This window comes from Hymenobacter sp. BT559 (genome assembly GCF_017571525.1).
GTDB classification, from domain to species: domain Bacteria; phylum Bacteroidota; class Bacteroidia; order Cytophagales; family Hymenobacteraceae; genus Hymenobacter; species Hymenobacter ginsengisoli.
The window spans coordinates 47705-62295 of record NZ_JAGETY010000011.1 but is presented as its reverse complement, the minus strand read 5'-3'; the positions used below and the strand labels follow the sequence as shown (position 1 = coordinate 62295).

The window sequence follows — 14591 nt, the reverse complement described above, 5'->3', positions numbered from 1 at the left end:
GTTGCGTACCACCCGCTGCCCTAAACGCAACGAGCCGGCCGCTAGGGTAGCGGCCGGCTCTCAATATATAGTAGCGGAAGGACGGGAGCGTTACTTTAAGGTCACGTTGGCACGCACTTCGCCGCCGGGGTTGTTGGCGGTGTGCAGGTTGCTATACACGTGACCTAGCTTAAAGGAATCGGCCTGCATGGCCGTGAGCGTAGCCGAGCCCGACACCGTTCCGCTAGTAGCGGCGGGCAAGGCTGGAAACACTACAAACACCCCGCCCGAATGCTTGGCGTCGCCAAAGTGAAAGTGCCCGGCGCTCGGGTTGGCCGTAAGGTTTGAATACGTAATGGTGTAGTTGAGCACCATCGTGCTCTGGTCGAAGGTGCCCGTTACGGAGCCCGTGCCCGTAGAGGCGACTTTAACGGCTGGCACTTCGGTGCTAGCGCTCATAGTGCCCGCCAGTTGCATAGCAGCCGGGGTGTTGTTATCGTCTTTTTTGCAGGCAGTGGTGAGGGTGAGAGCCGCCAGGCCCATGAGGAGGAAAACGTTCTTCATATTAAACTTTAAAAGGTGAGGAAGTTGAAGGAGAGGAAAACTGCCGCCATAAACGGTTCTGTGAAGGTCCTTGGATTGCCTGCCCGAAAATAAATTTTTAGCTCAACAGCAGCTGGCTGCCGCTGAATGCCTCCGCTGGGCTAGCCGCTGCATCCGGCAACTTCGGCAGGCCGGGGTGGGGCCGCCCCCGCTGCTGCCCGCCGCCCTGGCAGCCCATCGGCTTATTGTGGGGGCTAGCCCGCCAATGTGGCAGAAAAACACGGCTGGTACGCGGCTTGTAACAAGGCCCGCAGCGGCTTCGTAGCCCTAACTCCCAACCCAGACACCATCTCACTTTAAACTTCAGCACCCACACGATTATGGGCAAAATCATCGGTATAGACTTGGGCACCACCAACTCGTGCGTCGCCGTAATGGAAGGCAACGAGCCGGTTGTAATCCCCAACTCCGAAGGCCGCCGCACCACGCCGTCGATTGTCGCGTTTCTCGACAATGGCAAGGGTGAGCGCAAGGTAGGCGACCCGGCTAAGCGCCAGGCCGTTACCAACCCCAAAAACACTATCGCCAGCATCAAGCGCTTCATGGGCCGCCACTTCAACGAAGTGACTCAGGAGCAGAAGTATGTGGCCTACGACGTGGTGGCCGGCCCCAACAACACGGTGGCCGTGAAAATTGGTGACCGCAACTACACGCCCCAGGAAATCTCGGCCATGATTCTGCAGAAAATGAAGCAGACGGCCGAAGACTACCTGGGCACCACCGTAACCGAAGCCGTTATTACGGTGCCGGCTTACTTCAACGACGCCCAGCGCCAGGCTACCAAAGAAGCCGGTGCCATCGCGGGCCTCGACGTGAAGCGTATCATTAACGAGCCTACGGCTGCTGCGCTAGCCTACGGCCTCGACAAGAAGCATAAAGACCAGAAAATCGCCGTGTATGACCTCGGTGGCGGTACGTTCGATATCTCCATCCTCGAGCTGGGCGATGGCGTGTTTGAAGTACTGAGCACCAACGGCGACACTCACCTCGGTGGCGACGACTTCGACCAGGTTATCATCGACTTCCTGGCCGACCAGTTTAAGAGCGACAACGAAGGCCTTGACCTGCGCAACGACCCGCTAGCCCTCCAGCGCCTGAAAGAGGCCGCTGAAAAGGCCAAGATTGAGCTGTCGAGCTCAAACGAGACCGAAATAAACCTGCCCTACATCACGGCTACCGCCAGCGGCCCCAAGCACCTCGTGGTAAAGCTGAGCCGCTCGAAGTTCGAGCAGCTGAGCGACAAGCTCGTGCGCCGCTCGATGGAGCCCTGCAAAAAGGCCCTGCAAGATGCTGGGCTGAGCGCTTCGCAAGTTGACGAGGTTATCCTTGTGGGTGGCTCGACCCGTATTCCGCGCATCCAGGAAGAAGTAGAGAAGTTCTTCGGCAAGAAGCCTAGCAAAGGCGTGAACCCCGACGAAGTAGTGGCCATTGGTGCTGCTATCCAGGGTGGCGTACTCACCGGTGAGGTGAAAGACGTGCTCCTGCTCGACGTGACTCCGCTGTCGCTGGGTATCGAAACGATGGGTGGCGTAATGACCAAGCTCATCGAAAGCAACACCACCATCCCGACCAAAAAATCAGAGACTTTCTCAACGGCTTCGGACTCGCAGCCTTCGGTAGAAATCCACGTGCTGCAGGGCGAGCGTCCGCTAGCCTCGCAGAACCGCACCATCGGCAAGTTCCACCTCGACAGCATTCCGCCCGCGCCCCGCGGCGTACCGCAGATTGAGGTAACGTTCGACATCGACGCCAACGGCATCCTGAACGTGACGGCCAAGGACAAAGGCACCGGCAAGGAGCAGAAAATCCGCATCGAAGCCTCGTCGGGCCTCTCGGAGCAAGACATCGAGCGCATGCGTCAGGAAGCTGCCGCCAACGCCGACGCCGACAAAGCTGAAACCGAGCGCATCACCAAAATAAACCAGGCTGACTCGCTCATTTTCCAGACCGAGAAGCAGCTCAAAGAGTTTGGCGACAAGCTGAGCGGCGGCAACAAAACTGCCGTGGAAGGTGCCCTAGCCGACCTCAAGAAGGCCCACGAAAGTAAAGACCTCGCTGGCATCGATGCTGGTGTAGCTGCGCTGAACAAAGCTTGGGAAGCTGCCTCGCAGGAGATGTACGCTGCTGCTGGCGCCCAAGGCGGCCAGCCCGGCGGCGAAGGTTTCCCCGGTGCCGATGGCCAAGCCCAGGGCGGCCAGCCAGCCGGCGACCACGTAACCGATGTCGATTACGAAGAAGTAGATGGCAAGTAGACCCTAGCCAGCAGTAGAGGCCACTAAAGGCTTGTTTCTAAAAAATAGAAAGGCCGGTAGCTTGTGCTACCGGCCTTTCTATTTTTTAGAAAGCTGATTTCGCCAGTAATCAGCACAGCCTGCCCTACTCCTCGCGCTTCGACTACGACCAGAACAGATTGCGCTGAAAAATAATTGTGATTTTTTGCTTTCCTCTTTATAAGAAATTCTGGTACTTTGTTTATGAAAATAAGGCCTGTTTAAAAATTAAGTGGTTTTAAATCAATAAATTAAATAAAAATTGTACTTAAAGATGACTTGTATAATTTGAAGATAATTGCTTGCTCATTCGCGCTACTCTTTATAACTTGCCTCATAATTACGAAAAACAGATTATTTGCGGCAACTTCTAGGCAGAGTTCTTTTCAGGGTAGAAGCCAGTTACTTGAGATTTTAAGGTGGCCAAGGGCCAGCATTCGCCGTAAAAGCGGAGTGTGCTATCAGCCTACCAGTCATTAACAGACTCAAATGGCGGGTGCATCCGGTGAAGGGAGAAGTTTGACGAAAAGCAGTCTCGGCACGGTTTTTATTTTCTTGTTTTGCCAACCACTTAGCCAAGTCACTTCGTAGGTCTGGCCATGAACACAGTTACTGCTATGTCATTCATCCGTCGCTTTACGTTGCTGCTGCCGGCCATGGGCTTGCTGCTTGCCACGAGCTGCACCTTGCGCGAAACGCGCCAGGAAGGCTCACCCAACGTAATGCCCGAAGTGAAGCTACGCAAGGTGGAGCAGGCCAGCCTCGGTACGCTGGATGTGCTAGCGCTGCGCACCCCTAGCGACGTAGACCTGCCCAAGCGTAACCAACTCATTGAGGGCTATGTGAATAAGAGCCTGCCGCTGAAAATGCGCTTGCAGCTCAATGCCTATAACCCCAACCTAGAGCCCACCGCCATCACCGGCCTCGACTACACGGTGCTGGTCGATAACAAAGTGCTGGGTTCGGGCCGCATGCCAATGACGCTCGAACTACCGCCCCGCGACTCGGTGCGCGTGCCCTTCGAGTTTGAGATGAATACCTACAAGCTGCTCGGCAACGACGCCTTGCCGGCGCTACGCAATTTTGCCTTAGGTTTTGGCGACCTCAACCGCAAGCGCATGGTCCTGAACCTGCGCCCGATTGTGCGTAATGGCCGCGGCCGCCTCAGCACCCTCATCAGCCGTATTCCGCTGCCCATAGCCAGCGCCAAAAGTAAGCCGACCGTTCGGACCCGTACCCTGCCCGCTAGTGCCGAAGCCAATGTGCGTGCCAAGGCTGGTAAGCAGGTTTTATAAGTTGAGTACCTTTTGCATAACCCTATTTATTATTCGTTGAACTACTGAGTGTCAATTATTTGTGTAGATTATAAGAGCGACCCGCCTGCTTATCCTTCGGGATAATCGGGCGGGCCGCTCAGCTTAAGGGCAATGGCTAGGCCTCGGCTTCTTCGGTAGCGGCCTCCTGAATCTTTTCGCGGGCTTCGAGGCGGTCGGCAGCATCGGGGGTTTCCAGCTCGGCTTCCTGGGTTTGCCAGCCCTGCGGCTCGTAGCTGAGGCGAATAAAAATAGGGTAGTGGTCGGAACCGATATGCGGCAGGCGCTTGAGGGCCTGCAAGCGGAAGTGCGCCGAATGAAAGACGTGGTCAAGGGGCCAGCGCAATAGCTTATAATCGGCGTGAAAAGTGGGCAGCAGGCCCCGGCCCACGCGCGGGTCGAGCAGGCGGGCTAGCCGTCGAAACAGCTCGGAGGTATGGCTCCAAGCCACGTCGTTGAGGTCGCCCGCCACGATGGTAGGTCCGTCGTGGGCCTGAATGGCGCGGCCCACCAGCAGTAGCTCGGCATCGCGCCGGGTGCTGGTTTTCGACTCCTGGGGCGCGGGCGGCTTGGGGTGCAAAAAGTGCAGGTTGGCCTCGACGCCGCTCGGCAGGCGCACCCGCCCGTGAAAAGATGGAATGCCGGGGTCGAGAATAAATTGTATCTCTTTGTACAGTAGCGGCAGGCGCGAAAATACCAGCATACCATAGGTATTGGGCAGCGGGGCGTGGCAGGTGTGCGGGTACTCTTTCGCGAGGCCAGCCAGCTGGCTCAGCCACCACTCGTCGGTTTCGACGGCTAGTACAATGTCGGGCCGCTGCTCGCGAATGACGCCCAGGCAGCGCGAGGCATCGCGGTTGTACATTAGTACGTTGGTAACCAGCAGGCTGAGGTGGTTGGCATTGTCTGTGGCAGGGCGCTGGCTGTCCTGCACCTGCTTGCGGTGCCAGGGTGTGTAGGGCCAGATGCGCGTGGCCTGATACAGAACCGCCGCGCCCATAGCCACCACGAGCAGCGGCGCGTGGGCTAGTGCTGGCCGGCCACCAGGCAGCTCTAGTAGCAGTACGCTCAGGAGGAGCCCGCCTACAATCTGGAGGCGCGGAAAATCAAAGACCCGAATCCACCAAGCAGTTTGGCGCAACAGCGGTAGCAGCGTGGCCAGCACACCCGCGCCGCCGAGCAGCAGCCCCAGGCTGTATAAAATAAAGTAAAGAGTAGGCACGCAGGCAGAAAAGCAGGTGGGGAAAGGTGAATTGGACTGTAAAGATGAGCAGCAGCTGTAGAAATTGACTAATTCTACTACGCAAACCCTGGGCAGCCGGTGCCATCCAATACCTTTGAGGCATGGAAGTTTTGATTGCCACCTTCACTACCCTCTTCTCGGTTGTCAACCCCTTCGGGGCGATGCCGATGTTCTTGACGCTCACCGACACCGACACTAATGCTGAGCGCACGGCCACGGCGCTGCGCTCGTGCAGCTACATGGTAGCGATTTTGTCGGTGGCGTTTTTTGGCGGGCAGTATATTCTTAACTTCTTCGGTATCAATATTCAGCACTTGCGCATTGCGGGCGGCATCCTGCTTATGCGCTCGGCCTTCGACCTGCTGACGCCCGGCGCCAACCGCGACCGCGTGGGCCCCGATGCCCTCGAAGAGAGCAAGCACAAAGACGATATCAGCTTCACGCCGCTGGCCATGCCCATGCTGTCGGGGCCCGGCTCGATGGCGCTCTGCATCGGCCTTATTCGCCCCACTTACGCCGATAAGGCCATGACGGTGCTGGGCTTTGCGCTGGTAGCCGCAGCGGCTTTTCTCATCCTGGTTTCCTCCTTGCGCCTCACCCGGCTCATGGGCCGGCCTGGTATGGCGGCCTTGTCGCGCATTATGGGTTTTCTGACCCTAGCTATTGGCGTTAACTTTTTTGTAACAGCAGTGAAGGTGCTATTTCACGTAGAATAAACTGCTGGTGAACAGGGCTTAATAATAAAGAACGTCATGCTCATCTGGCGTCCGCTTGTCGAGCACGACGTTCTTTATGCGCAGCTGAACACCTGTTTCTGCTACGGGTTAGTCGACCATAGCCCGGCTTCCTTAATGAAGATGCGCCGGTTCAGCTTCAGTTGCGCGATGATAAACTCGGCGATATCCTCGGGCTGCATCACCTTTTCGGGGTTGCCATCGGTGAGGTTATTGTTGATGGCCAGCTCAGTAGCCACGGTGCTGGGCGTAAGCGCCGAAACCCGGATGTTGTGCTTGCGCACTTCCTGCATCAGCGCCTCGCTCAGGCCCATCACGGCAAATTTGGAGGCGCTGTAGGCGCTGCTGCCCGCCGCGGCGCGCAGCCCCGAGGTTGAGGAAATATTGATGATATCGCCCGATTGGCGCGCTATCATAGCCGGTAGGGCGGCGCGCGTCACGTAGTACACCCCTAGCAGGTTGACCCGGATAATGTGCTCCCAATCAGCCGGCGGCATGTCCAGAAACTTGGCAAACGTGCCAATGCCCGCGTTATTAATCAGAATGTCGAGCGGCCCCAATTCACCGGTGATGTGGGCCACGGCGGCGTTCACGGCGGCTTCGTCGGCTACATCGGCAGCGGCGAAGCTGGTTTTCACGCCCAGCTTTTGCAGCTCGGCGGCTACCTCTTGCAATTGGCTCTCGGAGCGGGCCACCAGGCCTACGTGCACACCTTCGTGGGCTAGCGCTACGGCAATGGCCTTGCCAATACCTTTGCCTGCGCCCGTTACGAGGGCTACTTTTCCGGTTAATTTTTCCATGAGTAAAGTGAAGAATAAGGGTGGGGAAATGCCCTCGCCATAACCCGCCAGCCGTGCATTGGGTTACAGCAGCAGCCACTTGCTGCCGCCCGGGCAGGGCTGCCTCCCTTCTATCTGTATGAAAGCCATTGTGATTGTCCGCCCCGGCGGCCCCGACGTGTTGCAGCTGCAAGAGCGCCCGCAGCCGGTGCCCGCCGCCCACGAAGTACTCATCAAGGTAAAAGCCGCTGGCCTCAACCGCTCCGATATCGCGCTGCGCGAGGGCAAATACGGCGGCCAGCCGGTGGCCGGCGTGGTGCCCGGCCTGGAGGTGGCCGGCGTGGTAGTGGCTGTGGGTGCCGCCCCGCGCTGGCAGGTGGGCGACCACGTGTGCGCCCTACTGAGCGAGGGCGCCTACGCCGAGTATGCGGCCGTAGATGCTCGGCACTGCCTGCCCGTGCCCATTGGCTGGTCGCTGGAGCAGGCCGCCAGCCTGCCCGAAACCACCTTCACGGTGTGGGCCAATGTGTTTCAGGACGCTGCCTTGCAGCCCCGCGAAACCGTGCTGGTGCACGGCGGCAGCAGCGGCATCGGCCTCACGCTCATTCAGCTAGGGCATGCGTTGGGGCACCGGGTGCTGGCTACTGCTGGCTCGCCCAGCAAGTGCCAGGCTTGCGAGCGACTAGGGGCTGCCCGGTGCGTCAACTACAAGCACGAGGACTTCGAGCAGGCGTTTAGGGACGAAAAAATCGACGTGATTCTGGATATGGTAGGCGGCGACTACACCGCCAAAAACCTGCGCCTGCTAGCCCCCGATGGCCGCCTGCAATACCTCAACGCCATGCAGGGCGCCAAAGTCGAAATCAACCTACTCGACATCATGACCAAGCGCCTGCGCCTCAGCGGCAGCATGCTGCGCCCGCGCTCGGCCGAGTTTAAAGCCGCGCTGGCCGCCGAGGTTGAAAAGTACGTGTGGCCGCTAGCCGCTGCTGGGCAGCTGGAGCCGGTTATTTACCGCACTTTCCCGCTGGCCCAGGCGGCCGAGGCGCAGCAGCTTATGGCCAGCAGCGAGCATATCGGCAAAATTCTGCTGGTGAATGAGTAGAATAAAGCAAGACGCTACTTCAGCACCTGCGCGGCGTGCTCCTTGGTGTCGGGGCGCTTGATAACCTTCTCAATCACGCCATTGGCGTCAAGCAAAAACGTAGTGCGCACGGTGCCCCAGTAGGTTTTGCCGTAGTTTTTCTTTTCCTGCCACACGCCGTAGGCGTTCACGATGGTCTTGTCGGCATCGGCAATGAGAGGAAAGTTCAAGTCGTACTTAGCCGCAAACTTGCCGTGCGAGGCCGTGTCGTCGGTGCTCACGCCTACCACCTTAATACCCTGGGCAGCTAACTGGCCTTCATTGTCGCGCAGGTTGCAGGCCTGTGCGGTGCAGCCGGGTGTGTCGTCCTTGGGGTAGAAATAAAGCGCCACGCGCTGGCCGCGCAGACTGCTCAGCGTGAACGGGCTGCCGTGCTGGTCGGGGGCAGTGAAATCGGGGGCTAGGGTGCCGGGCTCGGGAAGCATGGTAGGAAAGGTTAATTAGTTAAGAGTACATGAACTTCAAACGCAGTTGTCATGGCGAGCCTGCGAAGTAATGACAACCGAGTTTAATATAGATTGAGTAGGCTACAAAGTCAGCGGGATAACCTTTTCATTGCCAGCCTGGTCGGCCAGGTGTAGCTCGGCGGGGCCGCGCAGCTTGGGGCCTAGCGTGTCGCTCGGCACGGTGAAGAGCGTAGCATTCTTGTACTCGTAGCGCAGCAGGCGGAAGCGCCCACCTATTAGCAGCTTATACGAGGCGAGCCCCGACATATCGTCGCCTACGTGGAAGGTGAGCTGGCCGCCCGCCCGGCTCACGAGCTGGGCCGAGGGCGCCTTGGTATCGGTGTAGAGCCGAAACTGGCCGAACTGCTTGAGATTGGCCGAAATCTGGTCGCCGGCTTCGTTCCAGGTGCCGCCTACGTAGGCCCGCCCGCCGTTGGCCGACACGCTGTAGATGGCCGTGCGGGGGCGGTCGGCTGGCGGGCTGGCGGGCTTCAGGGTGAGGCGCAGCGGCAGGTAGAGCGGCACCAGGGGCGTGCCCACCGTCCAGCTCTCGGGCGCGGCGGGGCCGGCATCGGGCCGGTGCAAGGTGCTCAGGTAGAGGTTAGAAAACAACGTTTGGGCGCCAAACACCACGTTGAGGTAGGGCGTGGCGTAGTTGGTTTCCTGGCCGGGCGGAATCATCGCCTGGCGGTCGAAGGCCTGATGCAAGTCGCCGAGCAGCAGCGAGTCAGGCAGGCCGGCGCGCAGGTCGTAGAGGTAGGTAGTGGCCGCGCCTACCGAGTAGCTGGGGCGCAGGGCTAGCTGCCGGCCGCCGCGCCGCAGTAGCAGGTACTGGGGCTGGCCGGCGGTATCGGTGGGGGCGTGCAGGGCCGTGGCCCGCAGCAAATTGCGGGTGATGTCGTAGTTGAGCTTGGGCTTGCCCGGCGCGGCCGCGCCGGGCAGCTTGGTGTAGTCAGCAGGCTTTTCGCCCCGCAGCACCAGGTGGGCGGTGGCCTTGTTGTTGTAGGCGTCGGCCAGCTCAAAATCAATGCTATACACCTTGCCGTCTTCTACGTCGAGCTTGCCTTTGCCCAGGCCGGCGGGTGTGTAGAAAGGCAGGTCGTCGCCGTCTTCCACCCACAGCTTTTGCAGGGTGCGGCCACCGGTGCGGGCGTAGGCGTAGTCAACGAAGTTGTTGACCTGGCGCGTGCCGTTGGGGAAGGGGACCGCGTCGATAATGTGCTGATAGTGTGGCTGGCCGTTCACGCGCACCGTCACGCGCTGGATGCCGTTTTTATTCCAGGCATTATCAAATCTATCGAAGCCCTGCAGCAGCAGGCCCACCTGCCCAAAGCAGCGCACCGTATCGGGCCACACCGTAGCCGCGCCGGGCGCGGGCTGCAGCTTGGGCACCAGCACGGCCCGCTCGAAGCGCCCGCGCACCCTGGCCGTGATGGCTAGGGGCTCCACGGCCAGCGCCTGCAAAGTGGGCCCGGTGTGGTCTTGGATTTCCGAAAAGCCGCCCCACTGCAAGGGGTTGAGCTGGCGGTCCTGGGCATCGCGTACTTCCCAGTGCAGGTGCGGGCCGGCCGAGCCACCGGTGTTGCCCGATAGCGCCACTTCCTCGCCGCGCTTCACCGGAAACTGGCCGGGCTGAAAAAACAGCTCCAGCTCGTAGGTCTGCTTCTCGTATTGGCGGCGCAGCAGCTCGGCCCCGACTAGCCCCTCAAATTTGTTGAGGTGGCCATACACGGTCGTCAGGCCGTTGGGATGCGTGATATACAGCACGTTGCCGTAGCCGAAGGCCGACTGCTTGAGCCGCGAGATGTAGCCATCGGCCGCGGCATACACGGGTTTGTTCACGCCGCCGCCGGTCTTGATGTCGAGGCCGCCGTGAAAGTGGTTGGGCCGCAGCTCCCCCATGCTGGCCGCCAGAAAGCCCGGCTGCCCCGGCGCAATCGGAAACAGGAAATAACCCGGCGCCACTTCGACCTTGCCGGCCGCCAGGGCCGGCTTTATCGGCCCGCTCACGCGGCGCGTGGTAGTGTCGTCCTGGCCATCGTCTTGGCTATGGCCGATGGTGGCTAGCAATAGTAAACCGCCCAGCGCCGGCAGCGTGAGCTGGCGCAGTAGTTTGATATTCAGCAAAATAATAAGGCTTGATAACGGAAAGGAGATAACCGGGTGTAGCGACGCATTCTTGCATCTCGGGGCCGCGCCGCTAGGGGTAGCGGGCGGCTATCGTGAAGCGAAAAGGCTGGCTGGTGCGCAACGGCACGGTCGGCTATCGTACAACGATGAGACGCGGGGATGCGTCGCTACACCTTGCGGAATAGGGCCTAGCGCACGGGTACTTCCAGGATTTTCTCGTCTTCGAGGTAGCCCACCAGCTCGTCGCCGGGCTGCACGGCCGCCACACCGGCCGGCGTGCCGGTGAAAATGAGGTCGCCCTGCTTGAGGGTAATGTACTGCGACACGAAGCTGAGAATCTTGGCGAACGGGTGCAGCATCAGGCCCGAGTTGCCCTGCTGACGCACCTCGCCATTTACTTCAAGGCGGAAGTTGATGTTGGCAAAATCGGGAAACTCGGCCACCGGCTTGAAGGTGGGCGACACGGGGGCCGAGCCATCGAAGGCCTTGGCCAGCTCCCAGGGCAGGCCTTTTTTCTTGAGCTCGCTCTGCAGGTCGCGGGCCGTAAAATCGATGCCTAGCCCAATGGCGTCGAAGTACGTATGGGCAAATTTTTCCTCGATGTGGCGGCCGTTTTTGCTGATGCGCAGCACCAGCTCCAGCTCGTGGTGCACGTCTTTCGAAAAGTCGGGCACGAAGAAGGGCTGGCCGCGCTGCACCAGCGCCGTTTCGGGCTTGAGGAAAATGACCGGGGCGGCGGGCGTTTCGTTGTGCAGCTCGGCAATGTGGTCGGCGTAGTTGCGGCCGATGCAGATAATTTTCATGGGAAGAGGCTATCGGAAAAGGCGAGTAGTGGCGGGGCTGGCCCGGTGCAGGGCCCACGCGGCCCCTCGCTGCACAAAGTAAACATTTCCCCCGCCCGGTTGCGTATAGCCTGCAGGGCCCGGCTGCTTTATTGGCCCCAGATTCGCTACGCCAAGCCGGGCTAGTCCACTCTTTCTCTAACCCTTATCAGCACTTTTTTCATGTTCAAGAAATTCCTACTAGCTAGCAGCTTGCTGCTAGCCGCCGGCTGCACCACCGTGCCGATTACGGGCCGCCGCCAGCTCAGCCTGGTGTCAGACAGCGAGATGAATACGCTGGCCGTAACCCAATACAAGCAAACGCTGGGCACTGCCAAACTTTCTACCAATGCCGAAGAAGTGGCCATGGTGCGCCGCGTGGGCCAGCGCGTAGCCGCCGCCGTGGAGCAATATTTCAAGCAGCAGGGCCAGAGCAGCCAGCTCGACGGCTACCAATGGGAGTTTAACCTCATCGATGACCCCAAAACGGTGAACGCCTGGTGCATGCCCGGCGGCAAGGTGGCGGTGTACACAGGTATTCTGCCGCTCACCCGCGATGAAAACGGCCTGGCCGTAGTGCTAGGGCACGAAATTTCGCACGCCGTGGCCAAGCACGGCGCCGAGCGTATGAGCGACCAACTAGCCCTGCAACTGGGCGGCACGGCGCTGGCCACGGCGGTTTCGCAAAACCCTACCGCCACGGGTAGCCTGTTTAATACCGTAATCGGGGCTGGCGAGCAGGGTGCCGCCCTGGCCTTCAGCCGCCGCCAGGAAAGCGAGGCCGACCACCTGGGCCTGATTTTCATGGCCATGGCGGGCTATGACCCGGCCGGTGCCATCCCGTTCTGGGAGCGCATGGCGGCCCAGAGCCAGAACAGCACGCCGGTTTTCCTCTCCGACCACCCCGCCGATGCCCAGCGCATTGCCGACATCAAGAGTCTGCTGCCCGAGGCCCAGAAATATTACAAGCCCCGCTAGGGCCCACTCCTGGTAACTACCGAAGCTGTTGGGAAAATACGCTTCGCTGTCGTGGCACCGGTCCGGCCGTTGAAAGCGGTCGGACCGGCTTCCTAACCTCCTGAACAGGTTCACGGTAAAAAGGCGCGTCGGCTAGCCCGGCGCGCCTTTTTTGCTGAGCAGTGCGGGCTAGCTGAGGCAGTGGGCTAAACCAAATCGGCGCGCTGCCACGTATGAGGGCGTTCACGAGCTAAGAGAGAAGGAAGGCTGCCTATATGCGTACTCTACCCCGTTTGTTTGGATTGTTGCTGCTGGGGTTGCTTAGTGGCTTGCTGATGCTGACATCTTGCGAGACTACCCGACGCCGCGAGAGCAGCGACCCCGCCCGCGAAGCCCAGCGCCTGAGCGATGCCGCCGGCGCCTCGCTGTCGGGCTCAGCCAGCAGCCATCAGATTATGCATCTTGATGGTAAAGGGACTGTGAAATACAAGCTGTCGCAGGCCGTAATGGCGGCAGCGCTCATTCGGCAGTTCGACGACGGCACGGTTATCGACCGCATCATGGTGCGCAAGGCGCCCGGCAGCGAGGAAAAGCAGCCCGTGTATTACCTCATCGGCATGGGCCACCAAAACGGCGCCTACCGGGCCATGGCCCTGCCGCTACGCGGCACCGACGACAGCACCTATTACCTCACGCCCAACGCCAGCCGCTACGTCATCACGGGCGTGGGCTGCCCCAACTGCTACTTCGATTTTGAGGATGGCCACATCGTGGGCACCACCTGCGACGACAACTCGGGCGGCAGTAGCTGCACCATGAAAGTGCTGGAGGCCAATGAGATATTTGCCAAAGCACCCATCGAAGACCCCACCGCCAAAAAGAAACGCAAATGAGCCGCGCCGCCAAGTGGGCCTTGCGCCTGAGCCTCACGGCCTTGGCCGTGCTGCTGGTCAATGACAGCGGCCGGCCGAAGAAGGATTCAAAGTAAAAAGCTCATCCCTAACATACGGCCGTATGTTAGGGATGAGCTTTTTACTTTAAGCAATTAAGCCGCGTACCACTCGCCCCGAAGTATGGTAGCGTGGGCTTGAAAATCATCGTCAAATAAGCACAAGTCGGCCCGGTAGCCGGGCTCGATGCGCCCGATTTCGTGGGCTAGCCCCACCACCCGGGCGGGGTAAAGCGAGGCCATGCGCAGGGCCTCGGCCAGCGGCAGGCCCACGTGCTGCACGCAGTTGCGCACCGCCAGCAGCATCGTGAGCGCCGAGCCGGCTAGGGTGCCTTTTTCATCTACGAAGTAGTTATCTTGTTGATGAAAGCGGTAGGCGCCGGTAGAGCTGGCCGTCACGGCGTCGGTGATGAGAAACAGGCGCTCGCCCATCATTTTCTGACTTACGCGCACCGCAGCGTAGGCGCAGTGCACGCCATCGGCAATGATACTGGCGTGGGCGGCGGGGTGGTCGTACACAGCGCCCACCAGCCCCGGCGCCCGGCTCTCGAAGCCCGACATGGCATTGAACAGGTGCGTAGTCGTGGTAAAGTCCTGGTCAAATGCCGCCGTGGCCTGCTCATACGTAGCCGCCGAGTGGCCCGCCGACAGCACCACGCCCGCCGTCCGCAGCCGGGCCACCACGGCCGGGCTCACCCGCTCGGGTGCTAGCGTCATGAAGCGCAAGGCGCCGCCCGCCTCATTTAGCAGCTCTTCAATATCGGCTAGGGTAGGGGTTTGAATAAACGCTTCCTGGTGTGCGCCCTTCTTGACGGGGTTGATGTACGGGCCTTCCAAATGCAGGCCTAGCAGGCCGGGCATGGACGGTAGCGCCGCCTGCACCGTAGCCAGAGCCTCGCGCATCAGTGCGGGCGGACTGGTGGGCAGGCACGGCAAAAAGCTGGTGGTGCCGTGGCGCAGCGTATGCGCCCGCAGGTCGGCCAGTACGGTGGGCGTGGGCTCGACCGAAAACAGGCCGCTAGCCCCGCCGTAAATCTGCAAATCGACGAAGCCCGGCGCCAGGTTCAGGCCGCGGCCATCGCGGCGGGGCACGTCGGCGGGCAGCTCGGCAGTGGCGGGCAGCACCGCCTCAATGCGGCCGTCGTTGAGGAGCACCGCGTGGTTGGGCAGCACGTCGGTACCCGTGTACACCGTGCAGGGAGTGAGTAGGTAACGCATAAAGC

The 14591-nt window shown here is 60.3% G+C and carries 13 protein-coding genes; 6 read left to right on the top strand and 7 right to left on the bottom strand.

Features of this window, described 5'->3' with window-relative positions; genetic code table 11:
• Positions 1–90 precede the first annotated feature (90 nt).
• Complete coding sequence (locus tag J4D99_RS15400) at positions 91–543, bottom strand: CHRD domain-containing protein (RefSeq protein ID WP_208132628.1); 453 nt, start codon at positions 541–543, stop codon at positions 91–93.
• 359 nt (positions 544–902) lie between these two features.
• On the opposite strand from J4D99_RS15400, the gene dnaK reads away from it, so the two are divergent.
• Together dnaK and J4D99_RS15390 are read left to right on the top strand one after the other, a co-directional pair.
• Entirely contained in the window at positions 903–2834 is a 1932-nt protein-coding gene (gene dnaK / locus J4D99_RS15395) for a molecular chaperone DnaK (RefSeq protein WP_208132627.1), read from the top strand.
• A 617-nt stretch (positions 2835–3451) separates the two neighbouring features.
• Positions 3452–4147: an LEA/WHy family protein gene (locus tag J4D99_RS15390; protein WP_208132626.1), complete on the top strand. Its 696-nt coding sequence runs from the start codon at positions 3452–3454 to the stop codon at positions 4145–4147.
• Positions 4148–4283: 136 nt separating this feature from the next.
• Here J4D99_RS15390 and J4D99_RS15385 read toward each other — a convergent pair whose 3' ends face one another.
• Complete coding sequence (locus J4D99_RS15385) at positions 4284–5387, bottom strand: endonuclease/exonuclease/phosphatase family protein (protein WP_208132625.1); 1104 nt, start codon at positions 5385–5387, stop codon at positions 4284–4286.
• A 122-nt stretch (positions 5388–5509) separates the two neighbouring features.
• On the opposite strand from J4D99_RS15385, the gene J4D99_RS15380 reads away from it, so the two are divergent.
• Positions 5510–6124, top strand: a complete 615-nt coding sequence (locus tag J4D99_RS15380) for a MarC family protein (RefSeq protein ID WP_208132624.1) — start codon at positions 5510–5512, stop codon at positions 6122–6124.
• A 101-nt stretch (positions 6125–6225) separates the two neighbouring features.
• Here the strand turns inward: J4D99_RS15380 and J4D99_RS15375 are convergent, their stop codons facing one another.
• Complete coding sequence (locus tag J4D99_RS15375; protein WP_208132623.1) at positions 6226–6942, bottom strand: 3-ketoacyl-ACP reductase; 717 nt, start codon at positions 6940–6942, stop codon at positions 6226–6228.
• A 118-nt stretch (positions 6943–7060) separates the two neighbouring features.
• On the opposite strand from J4D99_RS15375, the gene J4D99_RS15370 reads away from it, so the two are divergent.
• Positions 7061–8026 (top strand): NAD(P)H-quinone oxidoreductase, encoded by a 966-nt coding sequence (locus J4D99_RS15370; RefSeq protein ID WP_208132622.1) that lies wholly within the window; start codon positions 7061–7063, stop codon positions 8024–8026.
• Between the two features lie 14 nt (positions 8027–8040).
• Here the strand turns inward: J4D99_RS15370 and bcp are convergent, their stop codons facing one another.
• The 3 genes from bcp to J4D99_RS15355 form a co-directional block, all read right to left on the bottom strand.
• Positions 8041–8490, bottom strand: coding sequence for a thioredoxin-dependent thiol peroxidase (gene bcp, locus J4D99_RS15365; protein ID WP_208132621.1), 450 nt, complete (start codon positions 8488–8490; stop codon positions 8041–8043).
• A gap of 102 nt (positions 8491–8592) precedes the next feature.
• Positions 8593–10638, bottom strand: a complete 2046-nt coding sequence (locus J4D99_RS15360; protein WP_208132620.1) for a M23 family metallopeptidase — start codon at positions 10636–10638, stop codon at positions 8593–8595.
• Positions 10639–10829: 191 nt separating this feature from the next.
• Complete coding sequence (locus J4D99_RS15355) at positions 10830–11444, bottom strand: fumarylacetoacetate hydrolase family protein (protein ID WP_208132619.1); 615 nt, start codon at positions 11442–11444, stop codon at positions 10830–10832.
• Between the two features lie 201 nt (positions 11445–11645).
• On the opposite strand from J4D99_RS15355, the gene J4D99_RS15350 reads away from it, so the two are divergent.
• Together J4D99_RS15350 and J4D99_RS15345 are read left to right on the top strand one after the other, a co-directional pair.
• Entirely contained in the window at positions 11646–12440 is a 795-nt protein-coding gene (locus J4D99_RS15350) for a M48 family metallopeptidase (protein ID WP_208132618.1), read from the top strand.
• A 254-nt stretch (positions 12441–12694) separates the two neighbouring features.
• Positions 12695–13312: a hypothetical protein gene (locus J4D99_RS15345; protein ID WP_208132617.1), complete on the top strand. Its 618-nt coding sequence runs from the start codon at positions 12695–12697 to the stop codon at positions 13310–13312.
• A gap of 152 nt (positions 13313–13464) precedes the next feature.
• Here J4D99_RS15345 and nagA read toward each other — a convergent pair whose 3' ends face one another.
• A complete protein-coding gene (gene nagA, locus J4D99_RS15340) occupies positions 13465–14586 on the bottom strand; it encodes an N-acetylglucosamine-6-phosphate deacetylase (protein ID WP_208132616.1) in 1122 nt (373 codons plus the stop codon).
• Between the last annotated feature and the right edge of the window lie 5 nt (positions 14587–14591).